This is a genomic window from Corynebacterium sp. HMSC065D07 (genome assembly GCF_001810695.1).
Taxonomy (GTDB): Bacteria; Actinomycetota; Actinomycetes; order Mycobacteriales; family Mycobacteriaceae; genus Corynebacterium; species Corynebacterium hesseae.
In genome coordinates this window covers 1-18,308 of the sequence record NZ_KV802459.1, presented here as the reverse complement: position 1 = coordinate 18,308, position 18,308 = coordinate 1, and the positions used below count along the sequence as shown (strand labels likewise).

At 58.4% G+C, this 18,308-nt stretch carries 14 protein-coding genes and 1 tRNA gene; 8 read left to right on the top strand and 7 right to left on the bottom strand.

The window, feature by feature from the left end; all coding sequences use genetic code 11:
* Nucleotides 1–1,060 (top strand): HNH endonuclease signature motif containing protein (locus tag HMPREF2760_RS08075; RefSeq protein WP_246823659.1); only part of this gene is annotated, 1,060 nt, incomplete at its 5' end.
* Between the two features lie 220 nt (nucleotides 1,061–1,280).
* Here HMPREF2760_RS08075 and HMPREF2760_RS08070 read toward each other — a convergent pair.
* Both HMPREF2760_RS08070 and HMPREF2760_RS08065 read right to left on the bottom strand, forming a co-directional pair.
* Nucleotides 1,281–2,651: a dicarboxylate/amino acid:cation symporter gene (locus HMPREF2760_RS08070; protein ID WP_070597044.1), complete on the bottom strand. Its 1,371-nt coding sequence runs from the start codon at nucleotides 2,649–2,651 to the stop codon at nucleotides 1,281–1,283.
* Between the two features lie 117 nt (nucleotides 2,652–2,768).
* On the bottom strand, nucleotides 2,769–3,839 hold the full coding sequence (locus HMPREF2760_RS08065; protein WP_070597043.1) for a lipoate--protein ligase family protein: 1,071 nt from the start codon (nucleotides 3,837–3,839) through the stop codon (nucleotides 2,769–2,771).
* 86 nt (nucleotides 3,840–3,925) lie between these two features.
* Between HMPREF2760_RS08065 and fdnG the strand changes: the two genes are divergently transcribed.
* From fdnG to nrfD, 3 genes are read left to right on the top strand one after another with little or no spacing between them, the layout of a single operon-like run.
* The gene (fdnG, locus tag HMPREF2760_RS08055; RefSeq protein ID WP_246823655.1) at nucleotides 3,926–7,198 is read left to right on the top strand and encodes a formate dehydrogenase-N subunit alpha; all 3,273 of its coding nucleotides are present in this window, start codon (nucleotides 3,926–3,928) and stop codon (nucleotides 7,196–7,198) included.
* 9 nt (nucleotides 7,199–7,207) lie between these two features.
* Nucleotides 7,208–8,251: a 4Fe-4S dicluster domain-containing protein gene (locus HMPREF2760_RS08050; RefSeq protein WP_070524873.1), complete on the top strand. Its 1,044-nt coding sequence runs from the start codon at nucleotides 7,208–7,210 to the stop codon at nucleotides 8,249–8,251.
* Nucleotides 8,248–9,342: an NrfD/PsrC family molybdoenzyme membrane anchor subunit gene (gene nrfD / locus HMPREF2760_RS08045; protein WP_070524875.1), complete on the top strand. Its 1,095-nt coding sequence runs from the start codon at nucleotides 8,248–8,250 to the stop codon at nucleotides 9,340–9,342. The genes HMPREF2760_RS08050 and nrfD overlap by 4 nt, the downstream gene beginning before the upstream one ends.
* Here the strand turns inward: nrfD and selD are convergent.
* Nucleotides 9,332–10,309 (bottom strand): selenide, water dikinase SelD, encoded by a 978-nt coding sequence (selD, locus tag HMPREF2760_RS08040; protein ID WP_070524877.1) that lies wholly within the window; start codon nucleotides 10,307–10,309, stop codon nucleotides 9,332–9,334. The two genes, nrfD and selD, sit on opposite strands and share 11 nt — an antisense overlap.
* Before the next feature lie 35 nt (nucleotides 10,310–10,344).
* On the opposite strand from selD, the gene HMPREF2760_RS08035 reads away from it, so the two are divergent.
* The 3 genes from HMPREF2760_RS08035 (at nucleotide 10,345) to selB (ending at nucleotide 13,538) form a co-directional block, all read left to right on the top strand.
* Nucleotides 10,345–10,439, top strand: a tRNA-Sec gene (locus HMPREF2760_RS08035).
* Nucleotides 10,440–10,463: 24 nt separating this feature from the next.
* A complete protein-coding gene (gene selA / locus HMPREF2760_RS08030) occupies nucleotides 10,464–11,747 on the top strand; it encodes an L-seryl-tRNA(Sec) selenium transferase (protein ID WP_210384654.1) in 1,284 nt (427 codons plus the stop codon).
* Entirely contained in the window at nucleotides 11,748–13,538 is a 1,791-nt protein-coding gene (selB, locus tag HMPREF2760_RS08025; protein WP_070562825.1) for a selenocysteine-specific translation elongation factor, read from the top strand.
* A 71-nt stretch (nucleotides 13,539–13,609) separates the two neighbouring features.
* Here the strand turns inward: selB and HMPREF2760_RS08020 are convergent, their stop codons facing one another.
* The 4 genes from HMPREF2760_RS08020 to HMPREF2760_RS08010 all read right to left on the bottom strand — a co-directional run bounded on the left by HMPREF2760_RS08020 (nucleotide 13,610) and on the right by HMPREF2760_RS08010 (nucleotide 18,027).
* Nucleotides 13,610–14,452, bottom strand: coding sequence for a hypothetical protein (locus HMPREF2760_RS08020; RefSeq protein WP_070562828.1), 843 nt, complete (start codon nucleotides 14,450–14,452; stop codon nucleotides 13,610–13,612).
* Nucleotides 14,453–14,506: 54 nt separating this feature from the next.
* Entirely contained in the window at nucleotides 14,507–15,286 is a 780-nt protein-coding gene (locus HMPREF2760_RS12765) for an MFS transporter (protein ID WP_141746410.1), read from the bottom strand.
* Nucleotides 15,287–15,683: 397 nt separating this feature from the next.
* On the bottom strand, nucleotides 15,684–16,979 hold the full coding sequence (locus tag HMPREF2760_RS08015; RefSeq protein WP_141746411.1) for a hypothetical protein: 1,296 nt from the start codon (nucleotides 16,977–16,979) through the stop codon (nucleotides 15,684–15,686).
* Between the two features lie 10 nt (nucleotides 16,980–16,989).
* Nucleotides 16,990–18,027 carry a substrate-binding periplasmic protein gene (locus tag HMPREF2760_RS08010; RefSeq protein ID WP_070562834.1) on the bottom strand — a complete coding sequence of 346 codons (1,038 nt, stop codon included), beginning with the start codon at nucleotides 18,025–18,027 and terminating at the stop codon, nucleotides 16,990–16,992.
* Nucleotides 18,028–18,076: 49 nt separating this feature from the next.
* Between HMPREF2760_RS08010 and HMPREF2760_RS12760 the strand changes: the two genes are divergently transcribed.
* Entirely contained in the window at nucleotides 18,077–18,265 is a 189-nt protein-coding gene (locus HMPREF2760_RS12760) for a hypothetical protein (protein WP_141746412.1), read from the top strand.
* Nucleotides 18,266–18,308 lie beyond the last annotated feature (43 nt).

Here is an 18,308-nt window from a genome sequence, read left to right as displayed (position 1 = left end):
TATCCACCGGCTTGATAGCCTGCCGAAAGTCAAACACCTGCAAGACACCCACTGCCTGCTGGACATCGAGTCCTTGATTGCTATTGACCAACCCATGTCAGCACTAACCGGCTTGACTGCTGAAACCCTGGATTTTATCGACACCATCCTGGCCGACTTCTTCACCCCCACTAAGGCGAATCAGGCTTTTCCTACCCGTAGCCAAATCAGGCGTAAAGTCCGCGATATTTGTAAAACCCTGGATGACTCCATTGCTTTTCGTGATACCCGCCCCAAAGACACCTACCGCTTTTCTTCTAATGGCACCTCTGCGTGGCTGGAACTCCAGGTTGGGGAAGATACCGGCATTAAACTCGATGCCTTCATCCACCAAACCGCTGCCAAGCACGACCTGACGATTCCGGATGCTGTCAAGAAACTGCTGTCCGGTGAGATTGAGCCTCCAGCTGCTGTGGTGCTACACACCTATCAGGCCTGCGATATTGAGAATGCCCCAACCTTTATTGAAGGCTTCGGCTGGCGGCAAGAGCCCATGCCGCATGATAAAACCCGGGATCTAACCGGCGATGTAGCCGAAGCAGACGGCTACCAACCGGGCCTGATTATGCGCAAACATGTCGAAGGCCGCGACGGGACCTGCCGGGTCGGCGGGTGTGAGAAACCAGCCTTTCTTACCCAGCTTGACCACCGGCACAACTGGGCTGAAGGCGGGCCAACACATCCGAAAAACCTGGCATGTTTATGCCAAGGACACCACAACATGAAAACCGATGGCACCTTAAAGTACCTGCTGGACCCCTACAGTGGGGATGTTATCTGGCTTTTCGCTGACGGTACCTGGACCATCAACGAAGCAGAAGGACCCCTGGCACCAAAACAAAAACGGTGGGCGCAAACAGTCGCCCAACACATCACCGCCACCAGGAAACGTGTGCGCGAAGAAGCCCAACACCTCAAACAAGAACTCGACGACTACGCACAACAACAAGCCAAAACCAAAGCCAACACCGAAGCCGAAACCCAGACCAACACCGACAACGGCGAGGACATCCCCTTCTAAACCCCGTCGATTCAAACGACGACGATGACGAAGAACAGGGGCCTAGCCCTCGTCGAATCAAACGACGACACCACTCCAAACAACCGAAAGGACAAGAAACCAAGAACACACCCACCGTCGAAAAGAACGACGGGTAAAGCCCTTCGCCTGGGGCAGAAATACCAAAGCCTTCCTACACGGCTCTTGCGTGTTAGGAAGGCTTGGGGAGGGGCAGGAAGAGTTATGCAGTCGTGTTGACCGGCTGTGTCTCGGGCTCGTCTGCGTCTTGGTCCTCGTTCATTATGTGTGAGACTCCGTTACCAGCAGCATCCCAGACGGCTTCGTCTTGAATGCCGGCGCGCTTGGCCACGATGGTGGCACACAGTGATTGGCCGGTGACGTTGACGGCGGTGCGTCCCATATCAATGATGGGTTCGATGGCCAGCAACAGACCCACGCCGGCGAGCGGAAGGCCCAACGTGGAGAGCGTCAGCGTCAGCATGACGGTAGCGCCGGTCGTGCCGGCGGTTGCTGCGGAACCAATGACGGAAACGAAGATGATGAGCAGGTACTGGGTGAAGGAGAGATCAACGCCGTAGAACTGTGCAATGAAGATGGCGGCGATGGCCGGGTAGACGGAAGCGCAGCCGTCCATCTTCGTGGTAGCGCCCAGCGGAATGGCGAAGGAGGCGTATTCGCGGGGTACGCCCATGGCCTTTTCCGTAAAGCGCTGGGTAACTGGCATGACGCCCATGGAGGAACGGGTGACGAAGCCAAGGGAAAAGACGGGCCAGACTCGCTTGTAGAAGCCAACTACCGGGATCCGGTTGAATGCGAGCACGGCGGGGTAGACCACGAAAATTACAAGTGCAAGGCCCACATACATCGCGAGGACGAACTTGCCCAAGGAGCTAAGCGCGTCCCAACCATAGGTGGCCACGGCTTTGCCGATGAGGGCGGCGGTGCCAATCGGGGCAAGGCGGATGATCCACCAGAGGACCACCTGGATGACCTTGAGGAAAGATTCGGTGAAGTGCAGGAAGGGATCGGCCGCCTTGCCAGCCTTGACCGCGGCGATGCCCAGCACAAGGGAAATGACAAGGAGCTGAAGGGCACCGAAGCTGAGGGAGATTTCATCTTCGCTCAGCGAAGCGGTGAGACCGAAGAAGTTGGCGGGGACAAGTTGCTGGAGGAAAGCGGTCCAGGAGCCGATGTGGGATGGGTCGGCGGCGGTGGAAGCATCGACAGTTGTGCCTACGCCCGGCTTCATCACGAGGGCGACGAGAATGCCAGCCAAGACGGAGAAGAAGGCCGTAATGGCAAACCAGACCAGAGTAGAGATCGCCAGCGAGGCGGCGTTAGCCACCTTGCGCAGGTTGGCAACCGAGGTGACGACAGCCGCGAAGATGAGCGGCGGGACCATCACCTTGAGTAATTGGACGTACGCGCCGCCGACGCCGGACAGGGTATCGGAGAGCCACTCGGACTCCATGCCGGAGGCGATGAAGCCGAGAATAAGGCCGATGATGAGACCGGCGATAACTTGGGCGCCAAAGCCGGTGGCCCACGAGGGCAGCGTGCGTGAGGATGCACGAGAGGAAGTGTCTGACACGAGATTTTCCTTCTAGACAGTGTTGTATAGAAATGGACCATTTAGTTCGGTACGATCATACCGATCGGTTCACTTGAACTTATAACACCGTACGCTGCCCAGAAATTCCCCCGCAAATTATGGGATACGCTTGGTCCATTCATCGTTGAGGAATTTGGTGTCGACGAGGCGGCGGGCGGCGGCGAGGGAGTCGTCGGAAAGCACGGCGTCGACGGCGCCATAGCGGGTGGCGAACTCGCGCGCCATGGTCTCGATGATCTCCTCGCGGGGTACGCCGGTCTGGCGGCGGAGCGGGTCGACGCGCTTCTTTGCGCTGGCAAGGCCCTTCGACGAGACCTTGACCTTGCCGATGCGCAAGACCTCCATCATTTTGTCCGCATCGATGTCATAGCTCATCGTGGTGTGATGCAGTACCGCGCCCTTACGGCGCTTCTGGGCGGCGCCGCCAATCTTGCCGCCGTCCGAGGTGATGTCATTAATCGGCACGTACCATGCATTGACGCCAAGCTTGTTCAGCGCCGCGAGCACCCACTGGTCCAGGTATTCGTAGCTGGCCTCGTAGGAATAGCCGGCCACGAGCGATTCCGGGGCGTACAGGGAATAGGTCACGCAGTTGCCACCCTCCATGAACATCGCGCCACCGCCGGAGATTCGGCGCACCGGAACAATGCCATGCTTGTCGACGCCCTCCTGATCCAGCTCATTGGCATAGGACTGGTAGGAACCGAATACGACGGCACGGTCTTCCCATTCCCAAAAGCGGAGCGTGGGCCCGCGCTTTCCTTCAGCAACTTCGTTGAGGAGAACCTCGTCAAGTGCGACATTTACGGGCGTGGGGAGAACACCTGGGCGCAGGATCTCCCAGTGGTGGTCGGTGAAATCGGTGCCACCAGATAGCGCGCGCTTAACGGTGACGGCAAGGTGGTGGGTGTCAAAGCCGTGGAGAGCTACCGGGGCGTCAACGCGAGCCAGGGCCGCAACGAGGCGGGACTGGATCTCTTCTGTCGAGGTGGCGGTGGTGATGCCGACCAAGGCGGGGGCTAGTGCCTCATAGGCCTCCTCAGGCTCGAGGAAGAAGTCACCGGAAACCTTTGCGGCGGTGACCGTGTTGTTGGTGTCTAAATCGAGGTCAACGACGAGCAACTTGCCGCCGGGGACCTTGAGCTCAAAGTGCTTAGTGTGGTTCATAATTGTCAGCGTACTCAGCGGTGCTGTTCGGAGAGGCGGGGTAGTGGCAGCTGGAAAACGCTGGGGCAAGCAAGTAGGTTTAAGGTATGTCACGTTTTAGCCCACTGAACTGGCCCGTCGTGCGCCAGATCCGGAACAAGGATGCCTTCGGTCGCGATGTGTCTACGCAGTCGGCTAAGAGCGAAGATCTGCGCGGACGCACCGTAGATGCGGACCGCGTGGTGCAATCGGTGTGCCCCTATTGCGCGGTGGGCTGTTCCCAGCGCGTTTATGTTAAGGACGACAAGGTCATCCAAATCGAGGGCGATCCGGACTCCCCAATTTCCCGCGGGCGTCTGTGCCCTAAGGGCTCGGCTTCTGAGCAGCTCATTAACTCCTCGACTCGCATTACCACGATCAAGTACCGAGCACCCTATGCCACCGAATGGCAGGAGCTCGATGAAGAGACCGCGATGAACATGATCGCGGACCGCTTCGTGGAATCGCGCGCAAGGCACTGGGAGGACGTCGATAAGCAGGGGCGTCCCCTTAACCGCACGATGGGTATCGCTGGACTGGGCGGTGCGACGCTGGATAATGAGGAGAACTACCTCATCAAAAAGCTGTTTACTGCCACCGGCGCCATTCAGGTGGAAAACCAGGCGCGCATATGACACTCCGCCACCGTTCCTAGTCTAGGAACTTCGTTTGGCCGCGGCGGCGCAACCCAACCGCTGCAGGATATGGCGAATGCGGACTGCATCGTCATCGAGGGTTCAAACATGGCGGAATGCCACCCAGTTGGTTTCCAATGGGTCGTTGAAGCCAAGAAGCGCGGCGCGCGCATTATTCACGTTGATCCGCGTTATACGCGTACGTCTGCCTTTGCGAACCGTCACATCGGTATTCGCGGTGGCACCGACGTGGTGTTGCTCGGCGCGATTATCAAGTACGTGTTGGATAATGACCTGTATTTCCACGATTATGTGGTGAATTACACCAACGCGGCGTCGATAATTTCGCCGGATTTCCAGGACACCGAGGATTTGGAGGGCCTGTTCTCTGGGTACGACGCAGAGAAGGGCAAGTATGTCACGGACTCGTGGCAATACGTACAAAAGCCCGAGGGCTCCTCGTGGAACGTGGAGAAGGACATGACGCTGGAGGACCCGAACACGGTCTTCCAGATTCTCAAGCGCCACTACTCGCGCTACACCCCGGAGATGGTGGAGGAGACGTGCGGCATTTCGCCGGAGGACTTCTACTACTTGGCGGATTCCATTGCGCAGAACTCTAACCCGGAGCGCACGACGTGCTTCGCCTACGCTTTGGGCTTTACCCAGCACACTCTGGGTGCACAGTTCATCCGCACCGCGGCAATCCTGCAGCTGCTCATGGGTAACGTGGGCCGCCCCGGTTCCGGCATCATGGCGCTACGCGGGCATGCTTCGATTCAGGGTTCGACGGATATCCCGACCCTGTTCAACTCGCTTCCGGGCTACCTGCCCATGCCGCATGTGGACCAGGAAACCTGGTCGGATTACCTGGATTCTTTCCGCGCGGCGGACCAGAAGGGCTTCTGGCAATTGGGTGAGAACTACGCGGTCTCGCTCATGAAGTCCTACTGGGGCGATGCCGCTACTAAGGAGAACGACTGGGGCTTTAACCTCATGCCGCGTCTCTCTGGTGCGCACTCGACCTATGAGACCTTGCTGGCCATGCTGCGCCATGAGGTAGAGGGCTACTTTGTCTTCGGCCAGAACCCGGCGGTGGCGCAGTCCAACGGTGGTATGCAGCGCCGCGGTCTCGCTTCCCTGAAGTGGCTGGTTGTTCGCGACTTCCAAGAGATTGAGACTGCAAGCTTCTGGAAGGATTCGCCGGAGATTAAGAATGGCGAGCTGAAGACTGAGGACATTGCTACTGAGGTCTTCCTCATGCCGGCAGCTACCCACGTGGAGAAGTCCGGAACCTTTACACAGACCCAGCGCATGGTTCAGTGGCGTTTCCAAGCGGTTCCGCCACCCGGGCAAGCGCGCAGCGAGGCGTGGTTCTTCTACCAGCTGGGCAAGAAGATTAGGGAGCGCCTCGCGGATTCGACTGATCCGCGCGACCTGCCAATCAAGTCCGTAACTTGGGATTACACCGAAGATGAGCACGGCGATCCGAGCTCGGATGAGATTTTGCGGGAGATCAACGGTTACTATCTCGACGGCCCGAAAAAGGGGCAGCTCTTGCCTGCCTTCACAGAAATGCGCACCGATGGCTCCACCTCCGGAGGTTGCTGGATTTACACCGGTGTGTACAAGGACGGCATCAACCATGCTGCGAAGAAGGTTCCGGGTTCGGAGCAAAACGAGGTTGCTCTCGACTGGGGTTGGGTCTGGCCGGCCAATCGCCGCATCCTGTACAACCGTGCTTCCGCAAAGCCGGATGGAACTCCGTGGTCGGAGCGCAAGAAGTACATCTGGTGGGATGAAGAGCAAGGAAAGTGGGTTGGCGATGACGTTCCCGACTTCCCGTTGACGAAGCGCCCGGACTACGTGGCGCCTGTCGACGCCATTGGCCCCGATGCCCTCGATGGTGACGATCCGTTTATCATGCAGGCCGACGGCCTGGGCTGGCTGTTCGCGCCGAAGGGATTGTCTGACGGCCCGCTGCCGACTCACTACGAGCCGCAGGAGTCACCGGTACACAATGCGCTGTACAAGCAGCAGCAGTCGCCGACGCGCCTGACAATCAAGCGCGAAGACAACCTCTCCCGCCCAGAGCCGGGGGAGCGCGGTGCTGATGTTTTCCCGTTCGTCTTCTCCACCTATCGCCTGACGGAGATGTATACCTCGGGTGCGATGTCACGCCGCCTGCCTTATTTGGCGGAGCTGCAGCCGGGACTCTTCTGTGAGGTGGACAAGGAGCTGGCCGCCAAGCGTGGATTGGTCAACGGTGAGTGGGCCACCATCGTGTCCCCACGCGGTGTCATCGAGGCACAGGTTCTGGTAACGGACCGCATGGAGATGCTTACTATCAATGGTGAGGACTTCCACCAGATCGGTCTGCCGTATCACTACGGAGAATCGGAGACCACCGAGGTAGCCGGCGATGGCGCCAACGACCTGTTGGGCCTGACCCTGGAACCAAACGTATTCATCCAGAATTCCAAGGTGGGCGCGTGCGATATCCAGCCGGGCCGCCGCCCGCGTGGCGAGGCACGTCTTCAGCTCTTGCACGAGTACCAAGAACGAGCACACCTCACCGTGGACTCCGGCAACCGGATCCTGGATGTTGACGATGCCTTCAGCACTGAGAAAGCAGCTACCGAGGACAACACGGGTGATGATGCGACTGCTGGAAACGTCGCCGACTATGAAGGCAAAGAAAGCTAAGGAGGACCAATGGCTAATCTTTTGACCGAAAAGGCTGATAAGCACGGCTATGAGTCCTATCAGCGCATGGCTTTCTTTACGGATACCTCGATTTGCATTGGCTGCAAGGCCTGCGAGGTGGCGTGTAAAGAGTGGAACCGAAACCCGGTTGAGGGGTACGCGGTCACCGGTGACTCTTATGACAACACTGGTTCGCTGGGCGCCAATACTTGGCGCCACGTGGCCTTCATTGAGCAAAGCAACGAGCGTATTCAACAGGCTCGCGAGGAGGGACGGAAACTTGTTTCGCTAGGCATGCCCAAAGCTTCCGCCCCAAGCATGACCCCGGATACCGATGATTTCCGGTGGTTGATGTCCTCCGACGTGTGCAAGCATTGCACCAACGCTGGATGCTTGGACGTGTGCCCGACAGGCGCGCTGTTCCGTTCCGAATTCGGCACCGTCGTGGTCCAAGATGATGTGTGCAATGGTTGCGGGACATGCGTGGCCGGTTGTCCGTTCGGCGTGATTGAGCGCCGCGATGACGGCGGCGTGACGCTGAAGGCGGATAAAACGGCCACCGTGGACTACCAGGTTCCGGACCACGCGGGCGTAAACGTGTTGGCAAAGCTGAAGCAACTCAAGCCGCAGGGCCCCGACCATACACCGGGACAGGCCATGCCCATTAAGAATCTGGGCGTGGCCCAGAAATGCACCATGTGCTATGACCGCCTGAAAATTGGTGAGCAGCCTGCCTGCGCCAAGACCTGCCCGACGGACTCCATCCAATTCGGCCCCTACGAGGAGATGCTTGCCGCAGCGCGGGAGCGCGTGCGCGTCCTCCACGAGCAAGGGCTGACGGAGGCTCGTCTCTACGGAGCAAACTCGCAAGATGGTGTTGGGGGAACGGGATCAATCTTCTTGTTGCTCGACTCTCCTGAGGTTTATGGGCTGCCGCCGGATCCGCGCGTGCCCACGGCGGATTTGCCGCAGATGTACAAGACCGCAGCGAAAGCTATCGGAGGAATGGCGCTGGCTGTGGCCGGGGCATTCATGTTGGGAGGCCGCAAGTGAGCGAGTTTGATGAGTACCGCCCGCCGCAGGAGCCTAGGCGCAGGCGTGGCGGCGGCAAGAAGCGCCGGCGTGGACGAGTCGGAGCCGGCGCACAGGATGGTTCCAAAGAAGAGCGCATGGCCGAGGACTTCGAGTTCTCCTCGTATTACGGCAAGCCAGTAGTCAAGGCCCCGCCGTGGGAGTGGCCCATCGGCGGCTATTTCTTCCTCGGCGGCGTGGCCGGCGGTTCTGCGATGTTGGCCGCCGGTGCCCAGGCCACTGGGAACGCACCGCTGAAACGCTCGACGCGGTTGACGGCTTTCTCCGCGGCGTCGGTAGGTTCGGTCTTTTTGGTGCTGGACCTCGGCCGCCCAGAGCGCCTGCTCAACATGTTCCGCGTCTTCAAGGTGACCTCGCCGATGTCCATCGGCTCGTGGATCCTGGGCAGCTTCGCTTCCGCCGCGGCCCTGCCCGCGGTCGTGGAAGCGGACGAGCTGGTCGGTGGTGTGCTGCCGGAGCCGCTTCGCCGCCTCCTCAATAAGGCCGCGGGCCCAGCAGGCGCTGTCGCCGGCGTGCTTGGCGGACCGCTGGCGGGTTACACCGCGGTGCTGTTGGCCAACACATCAAACCCGACGTGGAATGACGCGAAGAAGCACCTGCCCTATGTGTTCGTGTCCTCGGCCTCGGCAGCGGCGTCGGGTGCTGTCATGGTCTTTACCCCGGTGGAGAATGCGGGCGCGGCACGAGCGCTCGGTATTACTGCCGCAGCGGCCGATCTGGCCGCGACCCGTGTCATGGAAGCGAACATGGAGCCTGAGCCTCTTCGCCCGCTGCACGAAGGCACGCCCGGGAAACTCATGAAGGCCTCTGAGGCGCTCATCGCCGCGGGTGGGGTGGGAACCGTAATCGCGTCGGCGACAAAGTCGCGCGCGGTGTCGGTGGTATCCGGCGTGGCGCTCATGGCGGGATCCGCGTGCACGCGCTTTGGCGTGCTCAACGCTGGGCTGGAGGCGGTGAAGGATCCGTCGACAAGCATTGGCCCCCAAAAGCGGCGCGCTGAAGCCCGCCGCAGGGCAGAGGGCCTCAGCCATTCGACGGTGACTAGCGGATAGAAATCCGTGCATCGCCCGGCACAGTCCGGCCAATGACTGGGTAGCCGGGAACCTCGCCGATGACGAGGAGTCCACCGGATGTTTGGGCATCGGCGAGGAAAATCAAGTCTTCCTCGCTCAAATCTGTGTCGAGGTGGGGGCGCACCCAATCCAGATTGCGGCGCGAGCCACCCGGGATGAAGCCATCCGCCAAGGCATCCTTGGCACCTTCAATCGCAGGAACAGCTGAGAAGTCCAGCTCTGCGCCTATACCGGAGGCGCGGCACATCTTGTAGAGATGGCCCAGAAGACCAAAGCCGGTGACATCGGTTGCCGCGCGCACCCCGGCCGCCACGGCTGCCGCAGAGGCATCCCGATTAAGCGCGGTCATGGAGTCCACCGCGGCCTGGGAGACCTCACCGGTGGTTTTGTGCTTGTTATTGAGGATGCCCACGCCAATCGGCTTGGTCAGCGTGATGGGAAGTCCAGCTTCGGCGGCGTCGTTGCGCAGGATTTTATCCGGGTGGACGATACCCGTGGCTGCCAAACCATAGGTGGGTTCCGGTGCAGTGATGGAGTGACCGCCGGTAATGGAGATGCCGGCCTGAGATGCCACGTCCATGCCGCCGCGCAGGACCTCGCGCAAAATGTCGAGACCAAGCACCTCGCGCGGCCAGCCAACCAGGTTGATGGCGGTAATGGGGGTGCCCCCCATGGCGTAGACGTCGGAAAGCGCATTGGCAGCAGCCACGCGGCCCCAGTCGTAGGGATCATTGAGCATCGGCGTGAAGAAATCCGCGGTAGAGATGACCGCCAGGCCGTTGGGGATGCGCACGGCGGAGGCATCGTCGCCGTCGTCAAGCCCGACCAGCACGTTGGGGTCTGCGGTGCCCACGAGGCCTTCCACAGCAGACTCGAGTTCTCCCGGGGGAATCTTGCAGGCGCAACCGCCACCGGCGGCAAAGGACGTAAGTTTAATGTCAGTCATAAGTCCTACTTTAGCCCCGTGTAAGGTGAGCAGACGGAGGCGTACGTGTCCTGGTGGGCGCCCCGGTCTTCAAAACCGGTGAGGCCGAGCATCTCGGTCTGGCAGGTTCGATTCCTGTCCGTCTCCGCCATGTGCGCAGCTAGGAGGAACTTTGATGACTGACCCCCGCCGCTTTATCCCGAAGATGGATGAGATCCTCCAGTACCCGGCGGTGCAGGATGCCCACCACCGCCTGGCACCGCACTCGGTGCGCGCGATCATCGACGCCGTGCTTGCCGACGCCCGCTCCGGCTCCCTCGCCCCCTCCCAGATTGAGGAGGAGCTGGCCGCCAGGCTCGATGCTGTGCAGCCATATTCCTTGCGCCACGTCATCAACGCCACGGGCGTCATCATTCACACGAACTTGGGCAGGGCTCCTTTACCGCCGGCTGCGGTAGATGCGCTAGTGTCCGCGGCATCGTATACGGACGTTGAGATGGATCTGGACAGCGGCCTGCGCTCACGCGATAGGGGCCGCGCGGCCGTTGATGCGGTATTGGCTGCATGCCCCGGCGCGGAGGATGCGCTGATAGTGAACAACGGTGCCTCCGCGCTGCTGTTGGCTACGGCGGCCTTGGCCCCTGGCAAGGAAGTCATCATCTCCCGCGGTGAGCTCATCGAGATTGGCGCGGGATTCCGCTTGCCCGAGCTCATCGAGTCCACGGCCACCCGCTTGCGCGAGGTCGGCGCTACGAACCGCACTCACCTGGCGGACTATGAGCGGGCGATGGGGGAGGACACGGGAGCCATCTTGAAGGTGCATCCCTCCAACTTCCTGATCAGTGGGTTCACTTCTTCGGTATCGGTTGCTGAGCTTCGTGCGCTCACCGACTTGCCGCTCATCGTGGATATCGGTTCGGGGTTGCTTAGACCAGATGACGCGCTGCCGGCAGAACCCTCCGCCAGCGAGGCTCTTCGCGATGGCGCCGACGTTGTCCTCTTTTCAGGGGATAAGCTGCTCGGCGGCCCGCAGGCCGGGGTGCTCGTCGGTGCAAAGGAAGCGATTACTGCGTGCAAGAAAGATCCGTTGGCGCGGGCGGTGCGCATCGATAAGCTACGGCTCAACGCGCTCGAGGCCTCTCTGTCCACGCCCTCCAACGCCGTGCAGGACGCGCTCCACATTGATCCGCAGCGCCACCGCGAGCGCACGGAGAAGGTGGCAGCGGCAGTTGGCGGTGAGGTCGTCGAACACGCCGGACGCGTCGGCGGTGGCGGGGCACCCGAGGTGCCGCTACCGGGGTGGGCCGTGGCGTTGCCAGAGGAGTTGGCACGGCCGTTGCGGTTGGGTGAGCCTCCTGTGGTGGCGCGCGTGAATCAGGGGCGCTGCCTGGTGGATGTGCGGTGTGTGCCGGAGGCACAGGATGCCGAGCTCATCGCGGCATTGCGGGCGGTGATCTAGGTGTATGTAGTGGCCACTGCGGGGCACGTGGATCACGGCAAGTCGAGCCTGGTCAAGGCGCTGACGGGGATGGAACCGGACCGCTGGGAGGAAGAAAAGCGGCGCGGATTGACCATCGATTTAGGATTTGTGTGGACGAGGCTGGGCTCGGGCGCGGACGTCGCATTTGTCGATGTGCCGGGGCACGAGAAGTTCTTGGGCAACATGCTGGCCGGGGTGGGGCCGGCATCGGTGGTTCTCTTTGTGGTGGCGGCCGATGAAGGCTGGCAGGCGCAGTCCACCGATCATCGTGACGCGTTGCGTGCCCTGGGAATCGAGCACGGCGTGGTGGCGCTGACTCGTGCTGATAGGGCTGATACTGCCCGCCGGGCAGAGGTCGCCGTACAGGTCAAAGCAGAACTGGCTGGAACAGCGCTTGCCGACGCCCCCATTGTCTACGTCTCCGCAAAGACCAGCGAAGGCGTGGAGAAGCTGCGTGCCGAATTGGATAGCGTGCTTGCTGCTATGCCCGCGCCGGATCCGCAGGCGCGCGTGCGATTGTGGGTGGATCGCGCCTTCAGCGTGAAGGGCGCTGGAACCGTGGTGACGGGAACGCTGGCGGCCGGGACGGTATCGGTAGGCGATGACCTTGAGCTCAGTGGGCAACGCGCCACGGTGCGTGGGGTGCACAGTGAGAACAGGGCAGTGGACAGCGCTGCACCCGTCACGCGCGTAGCGCTCAACCTGCGCGGGGTGGCTGCGGACCAGGTTCATCGCGGAGATGCTTTGCTTAGCCCTGGGTGCTGGCGTGTGCTCGGCACCGTGGATGTGCGGCGAACGTTCGGTACTGACATGAGCGAGCTTCCGCAGAACCTCGTTGTGCACATCGGCACCGCGGGAGTGGGCGCGCGGCTGCGGCCTTTAGGAGGTGAGTTCGCGCGTTTGACGCTGGAAAGCCCGCTACCACTTACTTTGCTCGATAGGTTTGTGGTGCGCAGTCCGGGCGGGCGGCACGTCGTGGCCGGTTTAGTAGTGGTCGATGTACACCCAGCTGAATTGAATAGGCGCGGCGATGCCAAGAAGCGCGCTGTTGAGTTAGAAGCTTTAGAAGCAACGAACCCGACCCAGTGGCTCAAGCGCTGTGGCTACGCGGAGCTGCGTGGTCTTGTGCGCGATGGCTTTTCTGTGGCAGAGAAGCCGACGGGAGTCATTGAGTTCCGCGAGTGGTGGATCGCCGCCAGCCAGGTCACTGCGTGGAAAAGGTCTTTGATTCAGGCTGTGGAAGCCCACGCCAAGGCGAATCCGCTCTCCCCGGGGCTAGCTAAGGCAGCGGCCATGGATGCACTGGGACTGACCGAGCCGGTCTTGTTAGGCCTAGCGGTAGCAGCTGCCAAGCTCGAGACAGTTGATGGCGTGCTGCGCATGCCCGGGCAGACCGTCGACCTTGGCCCCGCGGAGAGGGGAGTGGCGGAGCTTGAGCGGCGACTGCGCGAGGACCCCTTTGCTGCCCCGGAAGCGGAAGACCTCAAAGAGCTGGGCTTGGGCCCGAAAGAGCTGGCCGCTGCCGAACGCGCTGGGCGCCTGCTCCGGCTGGCTAACGGTGTGGTGCTTCTGCCTTCAGCTCCGCGCGAGGCACTCGCCGTGGTCTCACAGTTGGAACAGCCCTTCACCCTCTCGGAGGCACGCAAGGCACTTGGCACGACGCGCCGGGTTGCCATCCCTTTGCTGGAGCACCTCGACGCCACGGGTGCGACGCGCCTAGTCGACGGAAAGCGATTCGTGCGCGCGGCAGGGGCAAAGGAACCAAAGTAAAGGCACCATCTGTGGCCGGTTTTCGGAGAAAGCCCAGGCCAGCGTATTAGCTGCTGTGCATATGGTGCTAGTTAAAAGGTGTCTTTGGGGGACGTGAAGGCGCGTGGACCGGTCGGCAGCGGTGAGGCAAGGGGATCGGCCGGGGCAGTGAACTCCCAATCGGCATTGGGGTTGAGCACTGGCGGGATGGCAGGCTTGTCTGGGTCGATTGGCAGAGGTGGGGCCGCGGGCATGAAGAGTTCAGCAGGGTGAGCAGGGTCTTCGGGGTCGAGGGGAAGGTCCACTGCGATGCGGCCCGCGGCAGCATAAGCACGGGCGGCAAGGGAGGCACCGGATTGGGTGGCGGCCGCGAACGCGGCGGCCAGCGCTGGGGCATCGGAGAGCCCCGCGCACGGACCGAGGACGAGGTTGTCGTGGGTGGCGAGGACGGTGTCGTCGAGAAGCACGAGCGTCACGAAGAACTGTTCCGTGCCCATCGTGCGGAGCTGATATGCGGTGAGCTCGCCTTCCGCGACGCGAACAAGCGCGCCCTGTCCGCCGTTGAGCAGCGCGGTACCCGCCGGTTGGTTGTTGGCGGGAACCATCCACGGGTCGAGCCCCAAAGCGATGGCGATCTCCACCTCGCCGTCGACAATGTCGACGGTGGCATGCGTCGCCGGGTTCATTGCCGCCATGCGCAGTCGATTCAGGGCGGGATACTCTGCGGACTCCTCGCCATCGAGTGAGCCCAAGAAGCCGAAATCTGAATGCACGCGCCAACCCCCGGTGGTGGGGTCGGGGAGCAAGGAAACGTCGACGAGCGCAGGCTCCTGCGCCAACCCAGGGATGCTCAACGCGGTGGAGAAGTTCACGTGCTCAAGAACCGCGACGTGCTCGACACCAAAATAAGAAGGAGCTAGCGGATATAGCGCCATGGTTGCGACAGTCACCTCGTGGGTCAGATGGGAATCGACGGACTTGTCTCAAGCTTACGCAGGAGGATGTTCAAATCTAGTTGTTCTCCATTTCCAAAATAGTCGTGTGCCGATTAACAAGGCGAGGCACATTAAACCAGAAGTCATAAACGCACAAACAACTCCGAAAGAATCATAAAGCCATACCAGGATTGGTCGTAAAACTAGTAGTGCTGCTCCGCTAATGGCGGACGCAATTGAAAGGGCAGTAACTCGAAACTCTGAAGAGGAGTAGGTGGCGATAACTATCTCGCTAAACGTGGTAGAAAATCCACAAATTACTGAACCTAAAATAATAAAAAGGGATCCCAGCGGGATGCTATAATTTGACAGCAACCCAGATGATACATAGACGAAAGAGATAGCGATTAATAGAACTGAGTGAGACATTACTGTACGTCTGACCGTATGGCTTGAAAACCAAGCTCCTATGGCCTGGCCGGCTGAAAAGGCGGCAGCGATCGATACGTAGAAAAAGCTGATTACTGATGGTGGAATTGATTCGTCATGAGCCACAGGTTGGAACAAAATCCTAATCGAAATACTTACAGTAATAATGCTAGATAAACTTAAGATGCCAAACTGGAGTAGGGGTTCTCCCCGAACTATTTCGTTAAAATGCGAATGATTAGTCTTTGACTTAACGCTTGGTGGGTTAGGTAACCAAAAAGATAATGTAAGACCCATCGCTGATAAGAAAGCAGTGAGCAAAAAGGGAAGCGGTGGAGAGATTTCAAAGAGAAACCCCGCAAAAATTATCGAGAGTGCAACCGAAGTACCGCTGACAATCTTCATGAGAGACAGAAATTTGTGCGGTGGAAAATCGACGTAATTAGATTCGGCGAGTTCCCAGGTATAAGCGGTGTCTAGGCCAGACGCCATAGCCCACAAGAATCCCCATGCCGTCCAGGTGAGGACTAGGGCGGGTAGATTCGGGGTGAATGGGAGGAGGAGAAACACTATTGTCGTAAAGGCGCATACGAGCTTAATGCTTGTTGTTCTTCGAAGTGATGAGACGAGTCGTCCCGCCGGTATTTCTGAAATAAGTAAGACCCCGTGAAAAACCGCATCGGCGAGAACGGCTTCAGAAGTGCTAAAACCTTGGTGCTTTAGAAGAAAAAACCACGTCGGGAACCAGAACTGCACGTCAAGACAAAACCGAAGACCAGCAGTCAAAAGAGCTGTAGACATCTTATAGACCTTGTCGACGATGCCATGCGAATAGAAACATTAGCAGCATGGATATCGCCAGCGATAGCAGCACGACAGCATCCATCGGTTGGGAAGAGAGCCAAGAAGTGATGCTGCCGCTGCCAAGGTCGAACATGGTTTGTTCAGGGTCAGAAGCTGCGTCGCGGCCAAATTGAACTAGCCCGACCGCAGTGGCTAGTAGTGAGGTAAGGCCAATTCCGAGAAGTATAACATCAGTTACAACTGCCGACTGCTCTTGCTGCTGAGTTGCAAGGTGATCCAACTGTGCCTTGCATAGCTCTATCTTTCGATTGACCGGTGTGTAAAGGTCATCTTCGAAATTCCAAGCTTTCAAGTATTGATTTACATAATTCATTTTTTGTCGGGATGAGTATTGGCGGTACTCATCGTACATAAGTATGAACTCTATAGCTGAATTAACGGAGTCGTTTAGTTCATGGCGCAATTTAGGTAGCGCATTTTCACCCTTTGGAGCCATAGAAGTATTTAATATACTGCGTAAGCGGTGGTCTACCTTCTGTAAGGCTGCCCAAAAGAACTGAGCATGCTTTAGTGCTGACCATTTTGCATTGTTTGTCTCGGGATACTCTAAAGCGTGAATATGATTCATCCATCGTGCAACCTGTGCGCGTGTGCCCTTTTTGAGTTCATCAAATTCAGCTATGTTCTCGTCATCCACGCCCGATACCCAAAGCTGAGCAAACCTAGTAAGTAAGTCGTTCGAACGGGGGAGCTGTATTGCACGTGTCACCCAGAGTGGTTCAGCAGCCACATAGGAGTCTAGTGCTACGAATTGCTCTGCATTCTTGTTGAGCTTTTTAGACCAGGTATCAATGAGGGCTCTGCTGATGTCCTCGGCTAGAGTTTTGGTCGTTGCTTCGCAGTATTCCCGAATCTGATCTTCGACCGGGTTTATGTCGCCACTTTCTACGCATTTGCGAATCAATGAGTCATCTACATCGACCTGGCCAGTCGCGATCAGAACGCCATGGTCATACAAAGTCCATTCTGCGATTTCACCGACTAGTTCAATTCCATCAGCGGCTTCGGGGTGCTGGATGCGCTGTGTACCTTCAAGCACTTCTTGTGACCAAGGATGTTCTGAGGCTGCGGCCTTTGCCCAGCCTGCTAATCGTTGATCCGCGGCCGAGCGTGGTGAGACGAGCGAATCCAGTTCAGTTTCCTGGACCGTGTTTTTTAGGAATGCAAGGTAATCAGTCTTAGCCCTATCACGAATTCCTGGCGAAGACGTGATGCCGAGGTAAATCGGTGCCATCCACCTAAACTTAGCCATTAATTACCTCTAGGTTATCAATATGAATCTTGGCAATGCGGCCGGAAAAAGGACCTGAGGTGATTTTAACCTCGGCCATTTCGCCGTCCGAACTTGGCCAATGTCGTAGGATCCCTTCCGTGCCGCGTGGAGTGCGGCCGATCAGCATTTCGTTCTGCGCGGAATAGACTTCAACTGCTCGATTATCTCCGGTGGAGAGACTAACTTGGGTATCTGCGTCTGCGACTTCTTTTAGGTGAGTCTTATATGTTGTTGTCTGTTTATATTTTCTTAATCCTTCATTGAATTGGGACATGAGGAGTTTCGATTCGTTAGAACTATTCATGAAAAGGTGTAAGCCTCTGGTATCGGAGCTTAAGTTGGGGTCCAGCTCGACGATTTCATACAGATCGGCGCTGTCTTCGAACGTGGGGCTCTCTAGAATTGTGTTCCCCGCAATGCTTCCTTCTGCAACGAGATCCACTTGATCGTTGGCTAAGGCGTTAAACGCCTCATAGCCGTCGTTGAAAGTGGAGAATGAGGCTCCAGAGTTGTCGAGCTCGTCCCAGTACTGGTAACCAGAAATTCTTCCAATGCGTATATCGCTGAGGTCGTTTTTGGTTTTCTCCTTAATGCTGTTTCCTTGCTTACCGAATAAGACGTATGAGAAGGAAAGGATTGGGTCGCTGTAGCTTCCGTATTCTTTTCTGTGGGGAGCATCGACGACAGGGGCTACGCCTATCGAAACGTTGTCCAAAACCTCACGTTCCGCTGATGCCCAGTCGGAGTAGCTAAAGCTAACTTGTATCCCCTGCATACGAAAAATGTCTCGGATCATTTCCGCTACTGGACCGTCATTACGTAGATTCGGGCCGATATACGGGTCCCATTCAGCAGCGGAGATCGTTGCATTGGTGATTTTCTTGGGTGGTGTTGCACGAAATTGGCTAAAAACAATAACCGTGGTCGCAAGTACCAGAGCTACAAGAATTAATGATCGGATCAGTCCCATTCTTCTCTGTGGGACAATCTTGTTAAAGAGTTGCTTCATAGTAGAATTCTAAAATTTAACAATAATATGTTGGTTTGGCTTTGGCTGGTTGATAGCTCTAAAGTACCAATCCAATTTCACCGTAACTGAAGCTACCTCGTGGTACGCGCGCACGGATGAAGATGGACACGCCGTGGGCTATGACTACGAAACCGGCGAATACACCGACGACGACCCGACAGTCAAGGACGGCGAGTCACTTGCGCTACCGCCAGAGGACAGCACAGACAGGCTATAGTTTCCCACTTGTGATGTCTAGGGACTTTTTGGACACGGAGTCC